At 42.4% G+C, this 22,939-nt stretch carries 19 protein-coding genes and 1 riboswitch; of the genes, 17 read left to right on the top strand and 2 right to left on the bottom strand.

Annotation, left to right across the window (positions count from 1 at the left end):
- The first annotated feature begins 46 nt into the window (after positions 1–46).
- The 14 genes from LKX84_RS10485 (at position 47) to LKX84_RS10550 (ending at position 17,291) form a co-directional block, all read left to right on the top strand.
- Positions 47–1,294, top strand: a complete 1,248-nt coding sequence (locus LKX84_RS10485; RefSeq protein ID WP_228237115.1) for a sulfate adenylyltransferase subunit 1 — start codon at positions 47–49, stop codon at positions 1,292–1,294.
- Between the two features lie 73 nt (positions 1,295–1,367).
- Positions 1,368–3,458, top strand: coding sequence for a HEPN domain-containing protein (locus LKX84_RS10490; protein WP_228237116.1), 2,091 nt, complete (start codon positions 1,368–1,370; stop codon positions 3,456–3,458).
- Complete coding sequence (gene cobA / locus LKX84_RS10495; RefSeq protein WP_228237240.1) at positions 3,451–4,227, top strand: uroporphyrinogen-III C-methyltransferase; 777 nt, start codon at positions 3,451–3,453, stop codon at positions 4,225–4,227. The genes LKX84_RS10490 and cobA overlap by 8 nt, the downstream gene beginning before the upstream one ends.
- A gap of 70 nt (positions 4,228–4,297) precedes the next feature.
- On the top strand, positions 4,298–5,359 hold the full coding sequence (locus LKX84_RS10500; RefSeq protein ID WP_228237117.1) for an NAD(P)/FAD-dependent oxidoreductase: 1,062 nt from the start codon (positions 4,298–4,300) through the stop codon (positions 5,357–5,359).
- Positions 5,360–5,446: 87 nt separating this feature from the next.
- On the top strand, positions 5,447–6,364 hold the full coding sequence (locus LKX84_RS10505) for a helix-turn-helix domain-containing protein (protein WP_228237118.1): 918 nt from the start codon (positions 5,447–5,449) through the stop codon (positions 6,362–6,364).
- Positions 6,365–6,449: 85 nt separating this feature from the next.
- On the top strand, positions 6,450–7,211 hold the full coding sequence (locus LKX84_RS10510; RefSeq protein WP_228237119.1) for an SDR family NAD(P)-dependent oxidoreductase: 762 nt from the start codon (positions 6,450–6,452) through the stop codon (positions 7,209–7,211).
- A 141-nt stretch (positions 7,212–7,352) separates the two neighbouring features.
- Positions 7,353–7,496, top strand: a riboswitch (SAM riboswitch).
- A 66-nt stretch (positions 7,497–7,562) separates the two neighbouring features.
- On the top strand, positions 7,563–8,564 hold the full coding sequence (locus LKX84_RS10515; protein WP_228237120.1) for a homocysteine S-methyltransferase family protein: 1,002 nt from the start codon (positions 7,563–7,565) through the stop codon (positions 8,562–8,564).
- 21 nt (positions 8,565–8,585) lie between these two features.
- Entirely contained in the window at positions 8,586–8,936 is a 351-nt protein-coding gene (locus LKX84_RS10520; RefSeq protein ID WP_228237121.1) for a four helix bundle protein, read from the top strand.
- Complete coding sequence (gene metH, locus LKX84_RS10525) at positions 8,933–11,653, top strand: methionine synthase (protein ID WP_228237122.1); 2,721 nt, start codon at positions 8,933–8,935, stop codon at positions 11,651–11,653. Before LKX84_RS10520 ends, metH begins: the two co-directional genes overlap by 4 nt.
- Positions 11,654–11,833: 180 nt before the next feature.
- On the top strand, positions 11,834–12,787 hold the full coding sequence (gene metF, locus LKX84_RS10530) for a methylenetetrahydrofolate reductase [NAD(P)H] (RefSeq protein WP_228237123.1): 954 nt from the start codon (positions 11,834–11,836) through the stop codon (positions 12,785–12,787).
- 392 nt (positions 12,788–13,179) lie between these two features.
- Positions 13,180–14,277 carry an acyloxyacyl hydrolase gene (locus LKX84_RS10535; RefSeq protein WP_228237124.1) on the top strand — a complete coding sequence of 366 codons (1,098 nt, stop codon included), beginning with the start codon at positions 13,180–13,182 and terminating at the stop codon, positions 14,275–14,277.
- Between the two features lie 23 nt (positions 14,278–14,300).
- Positions 14,301–15,095, top strand: a complete 795-nt coding sequence (locus tag LKX84_RS10540) for a head GIN domain-containing protein (protein ID WP_228237125.1) — start codon at positions 14,301–14,303, stop codon at positions 15,093–15,095.
- An 82-nt stretch (positions 15,096–15,177) separates the two neighbouring features.
- Complete coding sequence (locus LKX84_RS10545) at positions 15,178–16,251, top strand: serine hydrolase domain-containing protein (RefSeq protein ID WP_228237126.1); 1,074 nt, start codon at positions 15,178–15,180, stop codon at positions 16,249–16,251.
- A complete protein-coding gene (locus LKX84_RS10550) occupies positions 16,248–17,291 on the top strand; it encodes a HEPN domain-containing protein (RefSeq protein ID WP_228237127.1) in 1,044 nt (347 codons plus the stop codon). Before LKX84_RS10545 ends, LKX84_RS10550 begins: the two co-directional genes overlap by 4 nt.
- 32 nt (positions 17,292–17,323) lie before the next feature.
- Here LKX84_RS10550 and LKX84_RS10555 read toward each other — a convergent pair whose 3' ends face one another.
- The gene (locus LKX84_RS10555; protein WP_228237128.1) at positions 17,324–18,763 is read right to left on the bottom strand and encodes a pyridoxal phosphate-dependent decarboxylase family protein; all 1,440 of its coding nucleotides are present in this window, start codon (positions 18,761–18,763) and stop codon (positions 17,324–17,326) included.
- Between the two features lie 82 nt (positions 18,764–18,845).
- On the bottom strand, positions 18,846–19,739 hold the full coding sequence (gene gldA / locus LKX84_RS10560; RefSeq protein WP_228237129.1) for a gliding motility-associated ABC transporter ATP-binding subunit GldA: 894 nt from the start codon (positions 19,737–19,739) through the stop codon (positions 18,846–18,848).
- A 367-nt stretch (positions 19,740–20,106) separates the two neighbouring features.
- On the opposite strand from gldA, the gene LKX84_RS10565 reads away from it, so the two are divergent.
- From LKX84_RS10565 to LKX84_RS10575, 3 genes are read left to right on the top strand one after another with little or no spacing between them, the layout of a single operon-like run.
- Entirely contained in the window at positions 20,107–20,937 is an 831-nt protein-coding gene (locus LKX84_RS10565) for a prephenate dehydratase (protein ID WP_228237130.1), read from the top strand.
- Positions 20,934–22,076 carry a pyridoxal phosphate-dependent aminotransferase gene (locus tag LKX84_RS10570; protein WP_228237131.1) on the top strand — a complete coding sequence of 381 codons (1,143 nt, stop codon included), beginning with the start codon at positions 20,934–20,936 and terminating at the stop codon, positions 22,074–22,076. The genes LKX84_RS10565 and LKX84_RS10570 overlap by 4 nt, the downstream gene beginning before the upstream one ends.
- A 2-nt stretch (positions 22,077–22,078) precedes the next feature.
- Positions 22,079–22,939, top strand: a complete 861-nt coding sequence (locus LKX84_RS10575; protein WP_228237132.1) for a prephenate dehydrogenase — start codon at positions 22,079–22,081, stop codon at positions 22,937–22,939.

Below are 22,939 nucleotides of genomic sequence, written 5' to 3' on the forward strand. Positions count from 1 at the left end.
AAATATAGATGACCGGCAACGAACAACCAATAACGAACAACAAGACATGGAAGTATTAAAGATAGCAACGGCAGGAAGTGTGGATGATGGTAAAAGTACATTGATCGGAAGATTGCTGTATGACACAAAATCCTTGACCGACGATAAATTGGAAGCCATTGAGCGTACCAGTAAACAAAAGGGGTACGACTACCTTGATTTTTCACTGGCAACTGACGGCTTGGTGGCAGAAAGGGAGCAGGGCATCACCATAGATGTGGCCCATATCTATTTCTCCACCGCATCCAAAAGTTACATTATAGCCGATACCCCAGGGCATGTGGAATATACCCGTAACATGGTTACCGGTGCGTCCACTTCTCAGGCGGCCATTATTTTGATCGATGCCCGAAAAGGGGTTATCGAGCAGACCAACAGGCATTTTTTCATCAACAACCTGTTGCGCATCAAAGATGTGATCGTAGCCATCAATAAAATGGACTTGGTTGATTTTTCCGAAGATGCCTTCAATGATATCAAGGCCGATTTTGAGGAATTGATGGACAAAAGGGATTATCAAGATCAGAAAATCACCTTCATTCCGGTTAGCGCCTTAAAGGGTGATAACGTGGTAAATCGTTCCCAAAGCATGGATTGGTATAAAGGCCAGACCTTGTTGGAACATTTGGAAGAATTGGATCTTCAGGATATTTACAACGTTGGAACTCCGCGTTTTCCAGTACAATATGTCATCAGGCCAAAAACCGAAGAATTCCACGATTTCCGTGGATTTGCAGGTAAAGTGTACGGTGGTGAGTTGAGTGTAGGTGACGAGGTGGTGGTTTTGCCCTCCATGACCCGATCTAAGATCAAGGCCATTTATTTTTACGATACGGAATACCAAACGGCTCCACGTCGTTCCTCAGTGACCATTACTTTGGAAGATGAGGTAAATGTAAGCCGTGGTGATATGTTGGTGAAAGTGGGTGACCTTCCGATCGTTGACAAACAATTGACGGCAACCATATCTTGGATGGATTCCAATCAGTTGACCGTTGGTGGAAAGTATGTGTTGCAGCATGGCGTTAATAAGGCTTTGGCCAAAGTAGATGCCATTGACCATAAGATCCACCCAGATTATTCAGGTATAGAGGAAAATGTGTCCTCTCTTAATATGAACGATATTGCCAAAGTGCGTTTACGATTGAACAAACCTATTTTTTATGATAGGTTCAAGGAGCACCGTACCAACGGTTCCTTTATCATCATCGATAGCAGGACCAATCATACAGCAGGCGTAGGTTTCATAGAATAACAGGTAATGCCCAAATGGGCAAAAGGGAAGATTTTTATTATAAACCTATAAAAGAGATAGGAAAAATAGGATAATGAAAAGTTTTAGAACAGAAATAGAGAACCCGATAGTAGAAAAGGACATCATTGATTTGGAGAGAAAAATTCGCCAGTTCAAGGATGGCAACATCGATGAGGAAAAATTCCGTAGTCTTCGTTTGGCGCGTGGCGTTTATGGCCAGCGACAACCAGGGGTGCAGATGATCCGCATCAAATTGCCCTATGGTAAGGTGTCTTCCAAACAACTGCTCCGGATTGCCGATGTTTCCGATGAATATTCCCGTGGTCGTCTCCACATCACCACCCGTCAGGATATCCAGATCCATTATGTGGATTTGGAGCGCACTCCTGAGCTTTGGGCAGAGTTGGAAAAAGACCAAGTTACGCTTCGCGAAGCCTGTGGTAATACGGTTCGTAACGTAACGGCCAGTGAAACAGCAGGTATCGATGTGGATGAGCCATTCGATGTGTCTCCCTATGCCCAAGCGTTGTTCGAATACTTTTTAAGAAACCCTATCGGTCAGGAAATGGGCCGAAAATTCAAGGTTTCTTTTTCTGCCAGCGATGCCGATACCGGATTGTCCTATATGCACGATCTTGGTTTTATCGCCAAAATTGAAAATGGGGTAAGAGGGTTCAAAGTGATGTTGGCCGGTGGATTGGGTTCACAGCCCCGCCATGCCGACGAACTTTACAGTTTTTTGCCTACGGACAAGATCATCCCGATGATGGAAGGCGTGGTTCGTGTGTTCGACCGTTACGGGGAACGCAAGAGTAGGGCCAAGGCGCGTATGAAATTTTTGTTGAAGGATATCGGTTTGGACGGTTTCAAACAATTATTGGAAGAAGAGCAGACCGCCATTCCTATTCAATCCTATCCAATCGATTTTGAAAATTATCCACAGGTACAAGTGGCCGGAGTGGAAACTCCCAAAGTTGAAATTAAGAATACCAAAGCATTTGAACAGTGGAAATCCACCAACTTGGTGCCCCAAAAACAAGAAGGCTATGTAGCCATCGGTATTAAGGTATTGTTGGGTGATTTTTATACCGATAAAGCAAGGGAATTGGCCCATTTGGTGCAGAACTACGCTGCCGGTGAGCTTCGCCTTTCCCTACGTCAAAATATATTGATACCCTTCGTGAAGGAGGAATTGGTTCCTTTCTTTTACCAAGAACTTGAAAAATTAGGCTTTGCCGAAGCAGGCTACAACAAGGCTTTGGACATCACCGCATGTCCTGGAACGGATACCTGTAATTTGGGTATTGCCAGCAGTACCGGTATCGCCGATGAGTTAGAACGCGTGATCAAAGCCGAATACCCACAATACATCAACAATGCTGATGTGGTGATTAAGATCAGTGGGTGTATGAATGCTTGTGGGCAACATAATATGGCTCACATCGGCTTCCAAGGAATGTCTATCCGTACCAAGGATAAATTGGTGGCACCTGCCCTTCAGGTTTTGTTGGGTGGTGGAAATTTGGGTAACGGAAACGGAAAGTTCGCGGACAAAGTGGCCAAAATCCCAAGTAAAAGAGGACCTCAGGCCCTTCGTTTGATCTTGGATGATTTTGAGGCCAATGGAAATGGGACAAACTTCACCGAGTATTATGAGGAAAAAGGGCAGCTTTATTTCTATGATTTCTTAAAACCATTGACCGATGTGGATAACCTGACCCAAGAAGATTTCATCGATTGGGGCAACGAGGAAAAATACGTTCAGGAAATCGGGGTAGGGGAATGCGCCGGAGTTATTGTGGACTTGGTGGCTACGCTGTTCTTCGAGAGCCAAGAGAAGATTGACAGTGCCGAAGAAGCCATCCAAGAAGGAAAATGGGCGGCGAGTATTTATTATTCCTATCAGTCCATGGTGAACTCTGCCAAGGCATTGTTGACTGCGGAGAAACAAAAAGTGAATACCCATGCGAGCATCATCAAGGATTTTGATGAACTCTATGTGGCCACAGGAAAAATTGAGTTTGAAGGTGGATTTGAAAATTTTGCTCTTCAACTCAACCAAAATGAGCCTTCCGAAGCCTTTGCAAAAAGCTATGTGGAAGATGCGAAAACCGTATTGGAACGATTGGAAGCATACAGAAAATTGGAGTTGGAACATGCGTAACGGAAAATTGACAGTGGTTGGGGCAGGCCCCGGGGATGTGGATTTGATCACCCTTAAGGGTGTGAAGGCATTGCAGGCTGCGGATGTGGTGTTGTATGATGCCTTGGTGTCCGAAGAGTTGTTGGACTATGCTCCCCAAGCTGAAAAGATATTTGTGGGTAAGCGCAAAGGTTGCTACACCTACCAGCAGGAACAGATCAACGAACTGATCGTGCAAAGAGCCGATCAGGGACTTCATGTGGTCCGTTTAAAAGGGGGTGATCCATTTGTTTTTGGCCGTGGTGCCGAAGAAATGGAATATGCCGCGGAACTGGGCCTCGAAGTGGCCGTGATTCCAGGGATTTCATCCTCTGTTTCAGTGCCGGCATCCCAAAACATTCCAGTGACCAAACGTGGGGCGGCCGAGAGTTTTTGGGTCATTACGGGTACCACCAAGGAACACAAACTTTCCAATGATGTGGCCTTGGCCGCGAAATCGAGTGCAACGGTCATCATCCTTATGGGAATGTCAAAATTGGGAGAAATCATGGAACTCTTCAAGCAAGAAGGAAAAGAACAGACTCCGGTGGCCATTATTCAAAATGGTACTACGGAGCATGAAAAAATAGGTATTGGTACTGTTGCTTCCATTGAGAACAAGGCAAAGGAGCAGCAGTTGTCCAATCCTGCGATCATCATCATCGGTGAGGTGGTAAATCATCGCCAAAGAATATTGGATATTCAAAAGGAATACCAATACAAGGGAAAAAAATCGCTAGTTAAAGTTTAAAAATTGTCAAGTTAATCTGGGGTCCCTGAGCGTAGTCGAAGGGACTTTGCAGAATTTTAAAAGCAGTATTATGATTAAAACAGACATCATTATAATTGGAGCGGGACCAACCGGGTTGTTCACCGTTTTTGAGGCGGGCTTGTTAAAGTTGAAATGCCATTTGATTGATGCACTTCCACAACCAGGTGGTCAGTGTTCCGAAATCTATCCTAAAAAACCGATCTATGATATTCCGGCCTATCCAGAGATTTTGGCCGGGGTATTGGTGGACAAGTTAATGGAACAGATCAAACCTTTTGAGCCTGGATTTACTTTGGGTGAACGTGCCGAAACCTTGGATAAACAAGAGGATGGTTCCTTTGTGGTAACCACGAATAAAGGTACAAAGCATCAAGCTCCTGTTGTGGTCATTGCTGGTGGATTGGGCTCTTTTGAACCTAGGAAACCGTTGATTGCCAATATTGAACTGTTTGAAAGCAAAGGTGTGGAATACATGATCAAGGATCCTGAACTGTTCCGCGACAAAAAAGTGGTCATTTCCGGTGGTGGGGATTCCGCATTGGATTGGGCCATTTTCTTGGCAGATGTAGCTTCCGAAGTTTCTTTGGTACACCGTAGAAATGAGTTCCGTGGCGCTTTGGATTCCGTGGAAAAAGCAAGGGAATTGGCCAAATTAGGCAAGATTCAATTGTATACCGAAGCAGAAGTACAGGAAATCCATGGTAAGGAAGAACTTCAGGCTGTGGTGATCAAATACAATGACGAATCCAAGGAACAAAGCTACGTGGAGACCGATTATTTCATTCCGCTGTTCGGATTGTCTCCCAAATTAGGACCTATCGGAGATTGGGGCTTGGAAATTGAGAAGAACGCCATCAAGGTGAACAATGCGAAGGATTACCAGACAAACATTCCAGGGGTATTCGCTATTGGGGACGTTAACATCTATCCTGGTAAATTGAAGTTGATCCTTTCTGGATTCCACGAAGCTGCCGTTATGTGCCAGTTTGCCTATCAGATTATCAATCCAGATAAACGCTACGTGATGAAATATACTACTGTTGGTGGTGTGGAAGGATTTGATGGATCTAAAAAAGAGGCCAAAAAAGAAGTGGTGCAGAGCATCAATTAAAATTATATATATTTTCCAAAGACACCTTCCAGAAGCAATTTTGGAGGGTGTTTTTGTTTTTACACTATATTTGAATTTTACAATACCATGGAAGAGCTGTTCACCTTGCGGGATTTTTATGGAAAAATGAAATTGCCCATTCCTGATACCATTGGAAAGGACATTGGGCATTTTAATGTGTTCAAAATCGATGAATACCGAGCCAAGCTGAACGAAGGGGAGATGCGTTACGATCGGCGATCCTATTTTAAGATCAGTCTGATCAACGGCAAGAACAGGGCGGAATATGCCGATAAGGTCATCGATATTGCTGATAAGGCCCTATTGTTTGCATCACCCAAAATCCCATATCATTATGTACCACAGGATGAAAACCAGTCTGGGTATTTTTGTGTATTCACGGAGAACTTTTTATCCAAGGATAAAAGTGGGGTCATTTTGGAAACCTTGCCACTTTTCCAACCAGGAGGGTTTCCCATTTTCAATATTTCCGATGAGGATTATGCAGAACTGGAACAACTTTTTCAAAAGATAGACAGGGAGTTATCTTCAGACTATCCTTTTAAATTTGATTTGATTCGGGCGTATATTGTGGAACTGTTGCACATTGGTCAAAAGTTACAACCAGTGCAACCTGTGGAAAATGGCAAAAATGCGGCAACCCGCATCACTGACCTTTTTGTGGAACTGTTGGAGCGACAGTTTCCCATAAATACTCCTGCCCAACGCTTGATTTTGAAAACGGCGAACGATTTTGCGGAGCGGTTGGCAGTGCATGCGAATCATTTGAATAAAGTACTCAAGGAAACTACGGGAAGTACCACAACGGCTATCATCCATGCCCGTGTTTTTGAAGAGGCCAAAATCTTACTTAACAACACGGATTGGAACATTTCCGAAATCGCATTCAGTTTGGGATTTGAGGAAGTGGCCCACTTTTCCAATTTCTTCAAGAAGTTTTCTAAAACATCTCCTTTAAAATTTAGAGGTAGTATCGCTATTTGATTTTTGCAAAAAATGGATTGATGCTCGCAATCTGCCAAGATCACTTGTTTCAGAACTTTGTATCCTAATCAAAAATCAAAAAAAAATGGCAAAAAGTATAATAGCATTAGTGACCGGAGGCAGTAGAGGCCTTGGGGAAAATATGGCCATCAATTTGGCCAAAAAAGGATTGGATGTGGTCTTGACCTACCAAAGCAATAAGGTAGAGGCGGACAAAACAGTTCAGGAAATTGAAAATTTGGGTCAAAAAGCCTATGCGTTGCAATTGGATGTGTCTCAGGTAGGTAGTTTTGATGCCTTTGTAGAAGAAGTCAAAAAAGCGATTGGTTCCCATTTTGGAGCGGACCACATTGATTATTTGGTCAATAACGCCGGGATTGGCATCAATGCTATGATCACAGAAACTACGGAAGAACAATTTGATACTTTAGTGGATATTCATTTTAAAGGTGCATTTTTCCTGACACAAAAAATGTTGCCGATCATGACGAACGGAGGTGGAATCGTGAACATTTCCAGTGGATTGGCTCGATTTTCTTTCCCTGGATATTCAGTTTATGGAGCTTTGAAAGCAGCTATGGAAACTCTTACCAGATATCAGGCCAAAGAGCTTGGTGCAAGACAGATCAGGTCGAATGTGGTCGCACCAGGAGCCATAGAAACGGACTTTGGTGGTGGCACCAACAAGACCGATGAAGGCAAAAGAACGGCCATAGCCAATTTCACTGCTTTGGGCCGTGTGGGTATCCCAAGTGATATTGGTGGAGTGGTTGCCTTTCTGTGCACTGACGATGCCAAATGGGTAAACGGCCAGCGCATAGAAGTCTCTGGTGGTATGATGATTTAAATTCTAACAAAGAGTGTTCTAAAACGGGTTGATTTTTCAGCCCGTTTTTTTATTGTTGGAAATGTAAAAATCAAGGGCCATTTTTTGCTTTTCACTGGGGAGAGCCGTTTCTTTGTACTTCAGTTCATTAATAGATTGAAAGTGTTATCAAGAAAGGTGGAGGGATTGGACCCTTTGAAGCCTTAGCAACCCTCGACTTCCGAGAAGGTGCTACATTCTACCCTTATCCTGAACGTTTTACGGGAAGGTTTGGAGCAATATCCTGCCAAAAGGGAAGGATAACGAAAGAATTCAAAGTATTTCCACACTTTTCTTGATACCCTTACATCCTATTGTAAAGGGAATTGTACTATGGAAAAAATTGAGGACATTTTAAAGAAACGGATTTTGGTATTGGATGGGGCCATGGGCACCATGCTGCAACGCTATAAATTCGAGGAGGAAGATTTTAGGGGAGAACGTTTCAAGGATTGGCCCAGTGACCTTAAGGGGAACAATGATCTCTTGTCCTTGACCCAGCCCCAGGCCATTGCAGATGTTCATAGGGCTTATTTGGAAGCTGGGGCGGACATCATCGAGACTAATACCTTTTCCGGTACTACCATCGCCATGGCCGATTATGGTATGGAGGCATTGGTGTATGAACTGAATTTTGAATCGGCCAAAATCGCCAAACAAGTGGCTGATGAGTTCACCAAAAAGAATCCAAGCAAACCACGGTTTGTGGCGGGGAGTATAGGTCCCACCAACAAAACAGCAAGCATGTCGCCAGACGTTAACGATCCCGGGTATCGTGCCGTTTCCTTTGATGAACTTAGAAAGGCTTATAAGGAACAGGTTGAAGCTTTGTTGGATGGTGGTTCCGATATTTTATTGGTAGAGACCATTTTTGATACGCTGAATGCAAAAGCGGCCCTTTTTGCCATTGAAGAAGTTAAGGATGAACGGAATATTGAAGTGCCCATCATGGTGAGTGGTACTATTACCGATGCTTCGGGTAGAACCTTATCAGGACAGACAGCGGAAGCTTTTTTGATCTCGGTTTCCCATATTCCGATTTTATCGGTGGGGTTCAATTGTGCGCTTGGCGCCAAACAGTTGGTTCCCCATTTGGAGGTGATTTCCGCAAAGTCGGGATTTGCCACTTCCGCCCACCCCAATGCGGGGTTGCCCAATGCTTTTGGGGAATACGATGAAACGCCGGAACAGATGGCCGCCCAGATCAAGGAATATGTGGAAAAAGGATTGGTGAATATTGTAGGCGGTTGCTGTGGCACTACTCCGGAACATATTAAAGCGATTGCCAATGTTGTAAAGGATTATGAACCGAGGTCGTTGTCCGTTATCAGTTAATCGTTCTTGGAAATCAAAGTTATGGATTACAAAGAATTGGATGTTTGGTTGCAAGCAAGAGGATTGGTCAAGGGAGTGTATGAGCTTTCAGGAACTTTTCCGAAGGAAGAGCAGTTTTCCCTTACTTCCCAATTAAGAAGATCTATTGTTTCTGTATCTTCTAATATTGCAGAAGGATGTGGAAGACAAACAGCTAAGGAAACCATACATTTTTTACATATTGCCAGAGGTTCACTATACGAAGTTGAAACTCAAATTATACTTGCGAAGGATTTGAATCTTACGATTGCCAGTATTGATGAGATTCTTGTAGAAATTGAAAGAGTTAAAAAATTGTTGAACGGATTCATCAACTATCATAAAAAGTTATGAGTATTATCAGCGAACAACGGACAACGAACAACCAAGAACATTTTTTGCGTTTATCAGGTCTTGAGCCCTTGATCGTCACCCCCGAAAGTAATTTCATCAACGTGGGGGAACGTACCAATGTGGCCGGTTCCAAGATATTTCTAAGGCTCATTAAAGAAGAAAAGTTTGATGAAGCTTTGGCTATTGCCCGTAACCAAGTAGAAGGTGGGGCGCAGATTATCGACGTGAATATGGACGATGGTCTCATCGATGGAAAAGAAGCTATGGTCAAATTCTTGAACCTGATTGTTTCCGAACCCGATATTGCCCGTGTACCCATCATGATCGATAGCTCCAAATGGGAAATCATTGAGGCAGGTCTTCAAGTGGTGCAGGGCAAATGTGTGGTGAATTCCATCAGTTTGAAGGAAGGAGAGGAACAATTTATTCACCAGGCAAAATTGATCAAGCGCTATGGCGCTGCGGTCATCGTTATGGCTTTTGATGAAGTAGGTCAGGCAGACAATTATGAGCGTAGGATCGAAATAGCGAAGCGTTCCTACGACATTTTGGTGAACAAAGTAAAGTTCGCACCGGAGGACATCATCTTCGATTTGAATATTTTTCCTGTGGCAACAGGAATGGAAGAACACCGCCGCAACGCCATCGATTTTATTGAGGCGACACGCTGGGTTCGAACCAATTTGCCTTATTGTAGTGTCAGTGGAGGGGTGAGCAACGTTTCCTTTTCGTTCCGTGGAAACAATACGGTACGTGAGGCCATGCATTCTGCATTTTTGTACCATGCCATTAAAGCAGGTATGAACATGGGAATCGTTAACCCGACCATGTTGGAGGTGTATGATGATATTCCCAAAGATTTGCTGGAGCATGTAGAGGATGTATTGCTGGACAGACGTGAGGATGCCACCGAACGCTTGTTGGAGTTTGCCGAGACCGTTGTGGGAACGGCCAAGGAAGCCAAAGTGGATTTGTCGTGGAGGCAAGAACCGCTTCAAGATCGGATAACCCGTGCTTTGGTAAAGGGGATAGACCAATACATTGTTGAAGATGTGGAGGAAGCTCGACTTCAGGCCGATAGACCTTTGGAAGTGATAGAGGGCAATTTGATGACCGGGATGAATGTGGTGGGTGACCTGTTCGGAAGCGGAAAGATGTTCTTGCCCCAAGTGGTAAAATCCGCAAGGGTAATGAAAAAAGCCGTGGCGTATTTAACTCCTTTCATTGAGGAATCCAAGGATCAGAACACCAAGGCGGCAGGAAAAATTTTGATGGCCACGGTGAAGGGTGATGTGCATGACATTGGAAAGAACATCGTAAGTGTGGTTTTGGCCTGCAACAATTATGAAATTGTGGATTTGGGCGTGATGGTGCCACCGGAAAAGATCATCAACAAGGCCAAGGAAGAGCAGGTGGATATTATTGGCCTCAGCGGTTTGATTACCCCATCCTTGGATGAAATGGTGTTCTTGGCCAAGGAAATGGAACGCCAAAACTTTCAAGTGCCCTTATTGATCGGGGGTGCCACTACAAGTAAGGCCCATACAGCTGTAAAAATCGACCCGCAATACAGTCATTCGGTGGTTCATGTAAACGACGCATCCCGGGCCGTGACCGTGGTGGGGGATTTGTTGCAAAAGGAAACCTCGACCTCATATAAGAAAAACATCAAGCTGGATTATGAGAGCTTTCGGGACAAGTTTTTGAACCGTGGCAAGCAAAAGGAATATTTGACCTTGGAAGAGGCTAGGGCCAATAAATTGCAGATTGACTGGAATCCATCGGACATTAAAAAACCAAAGCAATTGGGTATTGAGGTGTTGGAAGATTTTGATTTGAAGTTGCTTACGGACTATATTGATTGGACCCCGTTTTTCAGAAGCTGGGACCTACATGGCAAATATCCGGATATTTTGACCGATGAGGTGGTAGGCAAGCAAGCGACTGAGCTTTTTAAGGATGCCAAGGAACTCTTGCAAAAGGTTTTGGATGAAAAATTATTGAAGGGAAAGGCCATTTTTGGATTGTTCCCTGCAAATCAAATTGATGAGGATGATATTGAAGTTGTCAGTTCGAGCGCAGTCGAGAACAATACAAAGACCTTCATTTTTAGAACGCTTCGTCAACAATTGAAAAAGAGGGAAGGGGTGCCGAACATCGCCTTGGCAGATTTTATTGCGCCAAAAACATCAGGAATACAGGATTACATGGGCTTTTTCTGTGTCAGTACCGGTTTTGGGACACAAGAGTTGGCCACTGAATTCGAAAGGAACCATGATGACTACAATTCCATCATGATAAAAGCTTTGGCCGATCGTTTGGCAGAAGCATTTGCGGAATATCTCCACAGAGAAGTTCGAACAACATATTGGGGGTATGCCCAGAATGAAAACTTGGATAATTCGTCCCTTATTGATGAAAAATATCAGGGAATCCGTCCCGCACCCGGTTATCCAGCGTGTCCGGACCATTTGGAAAAATTGACCATTTGGGAATTGTTGGATGTGGAGGAAAAAATCGGGGTAAAATTAACGGAGAGTCTGGCCATGTGGCCAGCGGCCAGCGTTAGTGGATATTATTTTGCTCATCCACAGGCCAAATATTTTGGTTTGGGAAAGATGACCCAAGATCAAGTAGCCGATTTTGCAAAAAGAAAAGAAATAACTTTGGAGGAAGCCCAAAAGTGGCTAGCTCCCAATATTGTTGATGGTTTATAGGTTTTGGTTTATGGAATATATTGATTTGGAAGTTTGGAAAGAATCCCGAAAACTGGTCAAAATGATTTATTGGACATCTAGAACCTTTCTCAAAGAGGAAATATGAGTCAACCAAAATAGGATAATTAAAAAGAGAAAACCATTAACTATCAACCAACAACTAAAAACGATTAGTTAAGAATGAAGATAACGGACCACATAAAAAAGGCCAAAGGAGACACCTTGTTCAGTTTTGAGATTGTACCACCGGTAAAGGGGAAAAGTATACAAGAACTCTATAGGAACATAGATCCGTTGATGGAGTTTAAGCCACCCTTTATTGATGTTACCACTTCGCGTGAAGAATACATTTACAAGGAGAAAGATGGATTATTGGACAAAAAACTGACCCGTACACGTCCAGGAACATTAGGCATCTGTGCTTCTCTAAAGCATAAATATGATGTGGATACCGTTCCTCATGTACTGTGTGGCGGTTTTACCAGGGAAGAGACCGAGTATCTTTTGGTGGACTGTCAGTATTTGGAAATTGAAAACGTAATGGCGTTGAGGGGAGATGCCAGAAAGGAAGAAAAATATTTTATTCCCACACAGGGAGGTCATCAATATGCTGCCGAGTTGGTAAAGCAAATCCATGATATCAACCAAGGCAACTATTTACATGAAGTCATTGAAGGCCATGAAATGGGTGATTTCTGCATTGGTGTAGCTGGTTATCCTGAAAAACATATGGAAGCCCCTTCCCTTCAATCTGATTTGAAACGGTTAAAAGAAAAAGTGGAATTGGGGGCCGATTACGTAGTGACCCAAATGTTCTTCGACAATAAAAAGTTCTTTGCTTTTGTGGAGGCAGCACGTGAAATGGGTATTGACGTGCCCATCATTCCAGGTATAAAGCCGATTGCAGTGAAACAACACCTACAATTATTGCCACAGGTATTTCGTGTGGATATCCCGCAAGATTTGATTGAAGCCGTAGAAGGTTGTAAGACCAATCAGGATGTACGGAAAGTTGGGGTAGAATGGGCCATTCAGCAATCCAAAGAGTTGAAGGCTGCAGGCGTTCCGGTACTGCATTATTATTCCATGGGGAAATCGGATAATATCAAGGATATAGCCAAGGAGCTTTTTTAGTAGGGTACATTAAAAAACTGTGGAGATTCTTCACTCCGTTCAGAATGACATTCCCGCTTTACTTTCATTGGGAAAAAAATCAACAATAAGAGTCATTCTGAGAAAGCTTTGCTGACGAAGAATCTTAAGTTGGGTACATTGAAAAACTGTGGAGATTCTTCACTGCGTTCAGAATGACGTTCCCGCTTTGCTTTTATTGGGGAAAAAATCAACAGTAAGAGTCATTCTGAGGAAGTATACTGACGAAGAATCTCAAAAAAAATAATAGGTAGACGTGATTGCCAAATAGGTTGGATTCTTCACTCTGTTGAAAACGACAGGGGTAATCTTTCATAGTAATTTTCCAATTCGATGAGTAAGGGTGTTTTTTTATTTCCCTACTTTAGTGCCCCATGAGGTACCTACTTTGCCTGATTTTCGCCCTGATTTCATTTTTTGGAATTTCCCAGAGTAGGGAAGTGCCCAAAAAGTTCGTGTTGGACGCCCATCAGTTTTACGGATCTATTCTGTTGCACAATCCTGACATTTCCCACTTGATCACGGAACATCCCGGTGGCTTTATTTTGGGGGTGAGTCGGAAAACCTATGGAGATAAGGAATGGGAGGCCGATTTCGGCTATCCCGATACGGGGTTCACGTTTGTGTATCAAAACACCAATAATGCTACCCTGGGCGAACACTTTGGATTGTATGGGCACTATAATTTTTATTTTTTCAATAGGAAAGTGCAATTGCGTGTGGCCCAAGGACTGGCTTACAACACCAATCCGTACGATAAAAATGAAAATTTCAGGAACAACGCCTACGGGAGCCATATTTTGAGCAGTACCACATTAATGTTCAATTACCATCAAAAAATTGTGTCAGGTTTAGGATTGGATGCAGGTCTGGCATTTATCCATTATTCCAATGCCAATTTTAAGGCACCCAATACCTCTACCAATACCTTTGCCCTCAATTTTGGCCTTACGTACGAGCTGGATAACGATACTACTTACGAGTACCTGCATCCAGAATCTACAGGGATAACAACAGAACCGATTCGGTATAACCTGGTTTTGCGTGGAGGTGCCAATGAAAGTGATGTGATCAATATGGGGCGATATGGGTTTGTCATAGTTTCAGCTTATGCCGATAAGCGTTTGGGTAAACGAAGTGCCATTCAATTGGGTACGGATGTATTCTTTTCCAATTTTTTGAAGGAATTGATTCGATACCAATCCATATCTTTTCCGGAACTGGATGTGGATCCCGATACCGATTACAAGCGAGTGGGGGTATTCTTGGGTCATGAATTGTTCGTGAACAAGATGAGCGTCGTGGCCCAATTAGGGTATTACGTGTATTATCCTTTTGATTTTGAAGGTCGTATGTACAATCGAATTGGGATGAAACGGTATTTTGGGGATAGGATCTTCGGAGCCCTTACCTTAAAATCCCATGGGGCAAAGGCCGAAGCTGTTGAATTTGGAATCGGTGTTAGATTATAGCAATGAGATTTGAGATGTTAACAATGGGAAGAATACATGGATTTATGAATGTCACCTCGAGCGCAGTCGAGAGGTCGTTCATTGTAATTCTTCTATTGATTTTGAATTCTTGCAACGGAGATAATGTTCCCGATTGCTTTCAAAATGCGGGGGATTTGGTTCGTGTGCCTGTAGATGTTCCAGAATTTACCACCATGACGGTTTTTGAAAACGTGAAAGTAGTATTGAAACAAGGTGATGAACAATTGGTGGAAATTGAAACCGGGGAATATTTGCTCGATGATGTTTCTGCCGAAGTACAAGATGGCCGATTGATCCTTCGGAATGAAAATAGCTGCAATTATGTAAGGGAATACGGTTTGACCACAGTGTATGTGACCTCCCCGAACATTACCGAAATTAGAAGTAGCACGGGTTTGCCCATTTCCAGTGATGGGGTATTGGATTATCCAAGTATAACCCTTATATCTGAAAGCTTTACCAATCCTGAAACCGAGACTACGGATGGTTCTTTTGATTTGGAGATGAATTCAACCACCGTAAGTATTGTGGTAAACGGTATTGCGTATTTTAAATTGAGAGGAAACACGAACAATTTTAATGTTACGGTTGCCGCTGGGGATTCCAGGATAGAGGCCGAAGAACTGATGGCAAACTCGGTCTCCATCAATCATAGGGGCACCAATGATGTCTATGTAAACCCCCAACAGCGGATTAGTGGAGTCATTCGGGGAACGGGTGACGTAGTCAGTGTCAATCGACCTCCAGAGGTTGATGTGGAAGAATTGTACAATGGCAGACTTATCTTCCAAGATTGAGGATATTAGTCTAAACTATGACAACAATCCATAGAATCCAGTGGATTTCTAGGTACCTTTGATGTATCAAAATCGGATTCGTTTGAAAGGCCTTTTTCCCTTTATTAAATGTCTGTTTTCTCCCTACCCAAAAGTCAAATCGCTGGATGGACTTTCAGGTATTGAAAAAGCCGATGCCCAGTTCCATAATCTGGTGGCCGAAAAAAAAGCACCTGGATTGGGAGTCACCATTTTGGACAAAGGGGAAATCATACTCCAAAATGGATATGGCTTCGCCCATTTGGAGGATAGGTCTCGAATCGATCCCAAACATACCATCTTTAGGATTGCCAGTATTTCCAAATGCATCACGGCACTGGCCTTGGGTAAAATGATGGAAGAAGGTTTGGTGGATTTGGATGATTCATTTTACAAGTATGTCCCCAACTACCCGAAAAAAGAATTCGATTTTACATTACGACAATTAGCCGGACATACGGCAGGGATTCGAGGATATAGGGGCAAGGAATTTGCCCTGAACCAAGATTTCTGTATTAAGGACAGTATTGAGGTGTTTCAAAAAGATCCTTTGGAATTCGAGCCTGGTAAAGGGTACCTCTACAATAGTTTCGATTTTGTACTCCTTTCCTTGGCCATGCAAGAAGCCAGCGGTGTACCGTTTTCAGAATATGTAAAGGAGAAAGTTTTGGTTCCTTTGGAATTGATCTCCACTTTTTCACCTAATGAAATAGATGTCAGTTCGAGCGCAGTCGAGAACACGGCCAGTTTTTATACCAAGCGTTCTTTGTGTTTTACAAAAGCTATTGAGGTGAACAATGCTTACAAATTGGCGGGTGGTGGATTTCTGTCCACCAGTGATGATATTGCCCAACTCGGTCAGGCCATTTTAGAGCGTAAGTTGCTGAAAAAGGAAACGTATGACCAAATATTGACTTCCCAAATGATAAATGGCAAGCCAACCTACTATGGTTTGGGCTTTCAGGTGAGCCGAGATGCAGCAGGAAGGGATTTTGTGGGACATGTGGGCAACAGCGTGGGGGCTTATACCAACCTTTTTATCTATCCCAAGGAAGAAAAAGTAATTTCCATCTTGATCAATTGTACCGATCCCAAGGTGCAAAATGAGCTGGATCAAATATTCAAAATTGTTTTATGAAAAATTCAATCAAAATTTATTATCCAGTTGTATTCGATTATCGTTTTGAAGATTACTATCCTTTTGAACAGAAAAAAATTGCAATCAAAGAGATTAATGAAATCATTGAATCCTCTCCATTTGAATTGCCAAATTGGATTTTGAATTATTCTTCAAGGGTGGCACTAGTTGAATTTGATGAGAAGGAGTTGGGCTTGAATGATATAATGTCTTTTCCTTTATATGAACTCAAGGAAAATAGGTTGTTATTTGATGTTAATGTTGACGTAGATTTAGACTTATATTGTGTGGAAAATAATTTCACGCAAGGAGGAAAGGATATAAAAATAAAAGATGAAGAAAATGTAAGTTACTTACCTTATTTTTTGAGCTCATACTTTATTGACGGTTTTTTTGAGATTCTATTGATTTCGTCAATAGCAAGGCCGGGATGCCTAAAGCTATGGAAACCTAGAATTTTCATCAATGATAAAGAACTTTTATACGGAGCTGGAAATCAATATGAAATTTACTCATTCAGAGAAGTATTTGAACTGAGGAACAAATATGAATACCCGGAAATAAATTTCCTGAAGATAACAACATTTTATAGTTGGATAAAGAAGAACAAACTGTTGTATTTGTATCATCAAGAATCCACATACGGAAAAGCTCTAAATGATTTATCTCATTTGAATGGAGATGCAGATGAGATTACAAGATTTGTTTACTTGATGAGAATTCTTGAATTGATTTATACTAAAGGAGTGACACAAATCTCCGATCAATTAAATACAAAAATCCAATTATACTTGGGTGAAATGAAAAATTTTAAAAAAGAAATCAAAAAGATGTATGATGTAAGGTCTCGTTTCTTGCATGGGGATATACCTGTTTATCCAATTCATCATGATAATGATTTGCAGGAATACGAGCAATCGTTTGATTTTCAAATTTATAATGCGCAATTTTTCGCATTATTATTGGTTATTTCAACACTCCAAAAAATGCACTTAGAAAATCGTTTGGAACTGAAATTTGAATATAACATTTCAAAATGAAAATCTTGTTTGATAAGATTTTTACTTGAATTTCATAGCTTGTTTTCCCATTCCTCCGCAAATTTCCTGCACAGATCCAAAGTTTCAGTTACATCATCCATAGTCGTTCTGGGATTGATCAGACACATCCGCAACACTACTTGGTTGTTCAAAATGGTGGTAACCAATAACGCTTTTCTTGATTCCACTACTTTATGGGAAATGTATTGGTTGATCTGGTCCAGTTCTTTCTCGCCATAATTTTGCTTGATGGGATTGTACCTAAAATTGATGACCGCCAAAGTGGCCGGGAACACTACTTCCCAGCTTTTGCTGCCCCTCAATAGGTTTTCCACTTCTTCCGCCAGGTCGATATTATAAGAAATGGCATCCCGAAATTCCTTTAAACCAAAGGTTTTTAAGGACATGTAAAACTTAAGCGCCCTGAACCTTCGGGTGAGTTGGATGCCGTGGTCATAAAAATTGATTTCGGAAGTGTTCCCTTCAATATCACGCAGATATTCTGGTTTTTCAGTAAAGGTATGGCTCAGGTTTTTGTGGTTTCGGACCAACAAACATCCCATTTCATACGGTTGGTAAAACCATTTGTGCGGATCTACCGTCAAAGAATCAGCCTTTTCAATGCCTTTCAACATGCTTTTACCTTTCGGGGATAAAATGGCGGCACCACCGTAAGCGCCATCAATATGGAACCAAATATCCTCCTTCTTGCAAATTTTGGCCAATTCTGGCAAGGGATCAACGGTACCCGTATTGGTTGTTCCTGCAGAAGCTATGAGGCAAAAAGGGTGCAAACCTTCCAATCGGTCTTTGGCAATACAGTTTTTTAATTTGTTCAACGCAAACTTGAACTCATTGTCAGTGGGAATGATCCGGATCTGTTCCTTTTTGAATCCCAAAACCCGAATAGCCTTGATGTTGGAAGAATGTGCCTGATCGGACAGATAGATGATCGCTTTTGAAAAATTGTCCCCACATTTGATCCTTCGGGCCGTTGCCACGGCAGTGAGGTTGGCCATGGAACCACCACTGGTAAAAATCCCTCCACCCTTTTTCTTCGGAAATCCAAAGATTTTCAACAACCATTGAATGGTCACAATTTCCAATTCCGCAGCTGCTGGACCGATGGACCACCCACCTGAAAAAATATTGTAGCCAGTGGCCAGAGCATCGGCCATAACACTGATATAGTTGCTAGGGCCAGGAACAAAGGAAAACGATCTGGGATGGGCCATATTGGCCGTGTTGGTCATCACCTTCTCTAGAACAAATTCCAAAACCTTTGAAGCATCCATGCCGCTTTCGGGGGCCTCTTCCAAAAACAGGTTGTCCATCTCTTCCCGGGAACCAAATGCGACGGGGAATTTTTCATGTTGGGTATGATGATGCTCCACGATCGCATCCACGATCTGATAACCGTACTTTTGCATTTCTTCTTTGGAAAGTTCCAACCGGGCTTTGTTCTGCTTCATAGGTGCGTAATACTTCTGCCCGCAAAAATACCATAATTGTTGCGGTTATTGGATTATTTAGGAAAGGGTATCCCTTGAAAATTTAAGAAGTAAGCTCGGTGAAAAGGCTTTCCAAATTTTTATTCTTCCTGCTTAACTGAAGAGTTTTCAATTGGTTGTCATGCGCAAAATCGAAAACAGCAGGGCGCATATCACTGGTAGTGTTGAAGGTAAGCTCATACACAAACCCACCGGTGTTGATCACTTTAGAGACATGGGGTAATTGCTGAAGCAATTGTTCTTCCACACGATAATCGAACTCCACCTCAATGATTTGTTCCTCTGTCTCACGGAGTTCTTCCAGCTTTTTATCAGCAACCAATTCTCCCTTGTTGATGATGATGACTCGATCACATACGGCTTCCACTTCTTTCATGATATGTGTGGAAAGCAGAATGGTCTTTTCCTTGCCAATTTCACGGATCAATTTTCGAATCTCGATTAATTGATTGGGGTCAAGGCCAGTGGTAGGTTCATCCAAGATCAAAACCTCGGGGTCATGGAGCAGGGCGGCGGCCAAGCCAACACGTTGCCGGTATCCTTTGGACAGTTGCCCGATTTTTTTGTGGGATTCAGGAGTAAGTCCCGTTTTTTCAATGACCTCTGCAATCTTCGACTTGGGCACGTGGTACACATCGGCATTGAAAGCCAAATATTCCTTCACATACATTTCCAGATAGAGCGGATTGTGCTCAGGAAGGTATCCTATGCTTTTTTGCACATCCCGTTCCGCTTTCAACACATCAAAACCATTAACCTCGGCATCGCCACTATCCGCTTCATAGTATGTGGTCAAAATTCGCATCATGGTGGATTTGCCTGCCCCATTGGGACCTAAAAAACCCACCACTTCTCCCTTTTTGATGGAGAATGATACATTGTTCAACGCTTTTTGGGTGCCGAAGGTTTTGGTGATGTTCTGAACGGTGATGGACATTCCACTTAATTTGATTGTTCAAAAATACACTTTTAGAAGTATTGTTTATAAGACTTTATACAATACGGCTCTACGTTGGCATAAAACAATTTTATATTTAAATTCTTAAAAATGATAGATTATGACGAAGTAAAATGCAACGAAATCTTCTAAATCGAAAAAAATCAAAAAAAAATTAAGGAAACCTGTTGATTTAGGAAGGATTGTCTAAATTAGCCGAGAATTTATTACGAGATGACAAATACGTATTTCTGGAACGGTTTTTATTTTTACTTCTTTTTTAAGAGAGGTGCGGGACTGTTGTGAATGCGTTTAAAGTATAACCAATACATAAAGTCCCGATCTAAATCGGGACTTTTTTTTTGCAATGGGTTTAAAAATAGCCATTCAGGGAATTAAGGGTTCCAACCACCATAAGGTGGCCACGGATTTTTTTGGAAACGACATCGAATTATTGGAATGCAGTTCTTTTGATGCCATCATCGACCATTTGTTGACAGGAACAGCGGACAAAGGTGTCATGGCCATCGAGAATTCCATTGCGGGTTCCATCATTCCCAATTACAATCTGGTCTACCATAACAAGATCCACATCATAGGGGAACATTATTTGAACATCCACCATCATTTGATGGTACTCAAAGGCAGGACTTTTGAGGATATAAAAGAAGTGCATTCCCATCCCATGGCCTTGTTGCAGTGTAAGGAATTTTTTAGGGCCCATCCTCACATTAAATTGGTGGAAAGTGCTGACACCGCTGAAACGGCCAAGCTAATCAAAGAGAAGAAACTGAAAAATATTGCCGCCATTGCCCCAAAAATGGCTGCTGAGCTGTATGGGTTGGACATCATTGCGGATAACATCCAGACTATTGTCAACAACGCAACACGTTTCATTATCCTTAAAAAACAGAACAAAGTTTTACCCAAAGAAGAAATAGATAAGGCCTCTTTGCGCTTCATCACCGATCACAAAAGGGGAAGTTTGGCCACAGTTTTGAACGTGATGAGCGATTGCAATATGAACCTTACTAAAATCCAATCGCTTCCGGTCATTGAAACACCATGGAAGTATGCCTTTTTTGTGGACATGACCTTTGAGAAATACGAACAATTTGCCAAGGCAAAATCCCTTTTGGAGATTATGGCAGAGGATTTTCAAGTATTGGGAGAATATAAAAATGCGAGGTTGCAATGATAACTGCAGATAGATTACATAGCGTTCAGGAATACTACTTCTCTAAAAAGTTGAGAGAGGTAAGGGGGTTGGTCAATCAAGGAAAGCCCATCATCAATATGGGAATCGGGAGCCCTGATCTGGCACCATCACCAAAGGTGTTGGAAACTTTGCGGGACTGCATTACCGATACAGGTGCGCATCAATACCAGAGTTACCAAGGGTTGCCAGAACTTAGGGAGGCCATCGCCGATTTCTATCAGCAAAAATTCGGGGTACGTGTTGATGCAGCCACCGAGATTTTACCCTTAATGGGTTCCAAGGAAGGCATAATGCACATTAGTATGGCGTTTTTGAATGTGGGGGATGAAGTGTTGTTGCCCAATCCAGGATATCCCACCTATGCATCTGTGACCAATTTGGTTGAAGCCGTACCGGTCACTTATGATCTTACAGAAGAAAATGGATGGTTCCCAGATTTGGAAGCATTATCCCAAAAGGACCTGTCCAAAGTAAAGTTGATGTGGATCAGTTATCCGCATATGCCAACAGGGGCTACGGCAACGTTGGAACAACTGGAGTCTTTGGTAGCCTTTGCCAAAAAACACAACATTCTTTTGGTGAACGACAATCCGTACAGCTTTGTACTGTCCAGCAACCCAACCAGTATTTTGTCCATTGAAGGAGCAAAGGAATGCACCTTGGAACTGAACAGTTTGAGTAAGACTTTCAATATGGCCGGCTGGCGTGTGGGAATGGTTTTAGGCAATGAGGAACATATCAATGCGGTGCTCAAAGTGAAGAGCAATATGGATTCAGGGATGTTCTACGGTATCCAAAAGGGAGCTGTGGTGGCCTTGCAAAGTGGCCCTGAATGGTATGAGGAACTAGATAAAGTGTATACCAAAAGAAGGGAATTGATGTTTCAATTGGCCGATAAATTGGGCTGTACCTATGATAAAAATGCCGTGGGTATGTTCGTTTGGTGCAAATTGCCCGAAGGATCCCTTTCGTCAGAGGCATTTATCGATAACGTCTTGTATGAAAAGGACATATTCATTGCACCCGGGACTATTTTTGGGAGCAATGGTGAAGGATTTATCCGATTCTCACTTTGTGTAAAGGAAGAAAAAATCAAGGAAGCCATATCAAGATTTTAATCATGAAGGTAGCAGTAATCGGAATAGGATTGATAGGGGGCTCGTTTGCCAGGGATGTGAAAAAATTGCATCCTCAGGTTACCATTGTGGGGTTGGACAAGAACCAGACCCACTTGGATGAAGCCTTGGACCTACAAATAATTGATGAAAAAGGGGATTTGGATGCCTTGGTGGATGCCGATATGGTCTATGTGAGTATTCCAGTTAATGCCATGGTGCACGAACTTCCCAAAATTTTGGATGCCGTGGGAGATGACACCGTGGTGATGGATGCCGGATCTACCAAAAGATTGATCTGTGAAAGTGTGGCCGAACATCCCAAACGACGCAATTTTATGGCCTGCCATCCCATTGCGGGTACAGAATTTTCAGGTCCGTCCGCGGCTTTGGAAGGTTTGTACGACGGCAAGACCATGATTATCTGTGAGGTAGAAAAAACAGCCTTCAAATTGCAGGAAAGGGCCTTGGCCATTTTTCAGGAAATTGGCATGCGAATCCGATATATGAATCCAGAAGCGCACGATAAACACATCGCCTACGTATCCCATTTATCACACATCAGTTCTTTTATGTTGGGAAAAACGGTTATCGAAAAAGAAAAGAACGAGCGTGATATTTTTGACATGGCGGGATCTGGTTTTGAAAGTACCGTGCGTTTGGCAAAAAGTTCACCTGACATGTGGACACCCATATTTGAACAGAACAAGGACAACGTGGTAGAGACATTGGAAGAGTACATCCAAAACCTGACCACTTTCAAGCAGCTGTTGGAGAACAACGATTTTGAAAACGTCCATTTAGAAATGAGCAATACCAATAAAATAAAACAAATACTTAAAGGAATTCCACTTACAAAAAAATAG

Origin of the sequence: Allomuricauda sp. M10 (assembly GCF_020782875.1) — a bacterium.
Lineage (GTDB): Bacteria > Bacteroidota > Bacteroidia > Flavobacteriales > Flavobacteriaceae > Flagellimonas.

What these genes read in the sequence shown, in the direction of transcription:
- LKX84_RS10485 (WP_228237115.1), top strand. Translation starts at nt 47, where the DNA reads ATGGAAGTATTAAAGATAGCAACGGCAGGAAGTGTGGATGATGGTAAA.
- LKX84_RS10490 (WP_228237116.1), top strand. Translation starts at nt 1,368, where the DNA reads ATGAAAAGTTTTAGAACAGAAATAGAGAACCCGATAGTAGAAAAGGAC.
- cobA (WP_228237240.1), top strand. Translation starts at nt 3,451, where the DNA reads ATGCGTAACGGAAAATTGACAGTGGTTGGGGCAGGCCCCGGGGATGTG.
- LKX84_RS10500 (WP_228237117.1), top strand. Translation starts at nt 4,298, where the DNA reads ATGATTAAAACAGACATCATTATAATTGGAGCGGGACCAACCGGGTTG.
- LKX84_RS10505 (WP_228237118.1), top strand. Translation starts at nt 5,447, where the DNA reads ATGGAAGAGCTGTTCACCTTGCGGGATTTTTATGGAAAAATGAAATTG.
- LKX84_RS10510 (WP_228237119.1), top strand. Translation starts at nt 6,450, where the DNA reads ATGGCAAAAAGTATAATAGCATTAGTGACCGGAGGCAGTAGAGGCCTT.
- LKX84_RS10515 (WP_228237120.1), top strand. Translation starts at nt 7,563, where the DNA reads ATGGAAAAAATTGAGGACATTTTAAAGAAACGGATTTTGGTATTGGAT.
- LKX84_RS10520 (WP_228237121.1), top strand. Translation starts at nt 8,586, where the DNA reads ATGGATTACAAAGAATTGGATGTTTGGTTGCAAGCAAGAGGATTGGTC.
- metH (WP_228237122.1), top strand. Translation starts at nt 8,933, where the DNA reads ATGAGTATTATCAGCGAACAACGGACAACGAACAACCAAGAACATTTT.
- metF (WP_228237123.1), top strand. Translation starts at nt 11,834, where the DNA reads ATGAAGATAACGGACCACATAAAAAAGGCCAAAGGAGACACCTTGTTC.
- LKX84_RS10535 (WP_228237124.1), top strand. Translation starts at nt 13,180, where the DNA reads ATGAGGTACCTACTTTGCCTGATTTTCGCCCTGATTTCATTTTTTGGA.
- LKX84_RS10540 (WP_228237125.1), top strand. Translation starts at nt 14,301, where the DNA reads ATGGGAAGAATACATGGATTTATGAATGTCACCTCGAGCGCAGTCGAG.
- LKX84_RS10550 (WP_228237127.1), top strand. Translation starts at nt 16,248, where the DNA reads ATGAAAAATTCAATCAAAATTTATTATCCAGTTGTATTCGATTATCGT.
- LKX84_RS10555 (WP_228237128.1), bottom strand. Translation starts at nt 18,763, where the DNA reads ATGAAGCAGAACAAAGCCCGGTTGGAACTTTCCAAAGAAGAAATGCAA.
- gldA (WP_228237129.1), bottom strand. Translation starts at nt 19,739, where the DNA reads ATGTCCATCACCGTTCAGAACATCACCAAAACCTTCGGCACCCAAAAA.
- LKX84_RS10565 (WP_228237130.1), top strand. Translation starts at nt 20,107, where the DNA reads ATGGGTTTAAAAATAGCCATTCAGGGAATTAAGGGTTCCAACCACCAT.
- LKX84_RS10570 (WP_228237131.1), top strand. Translation starts at nt 20,934, where the DNA reads ATGATAACTGCAGATAGATTACATAGCGTTCAGGAATACTACTTCTCT.
- LKX84_RS10575 (WP_228237132.1), top strand. Translation starts at nt 22,079, where the DNA reads ATGAAGGTAGCAGTAATCGGAATAGGATTGATAGGGGGCTCGTTTGCC.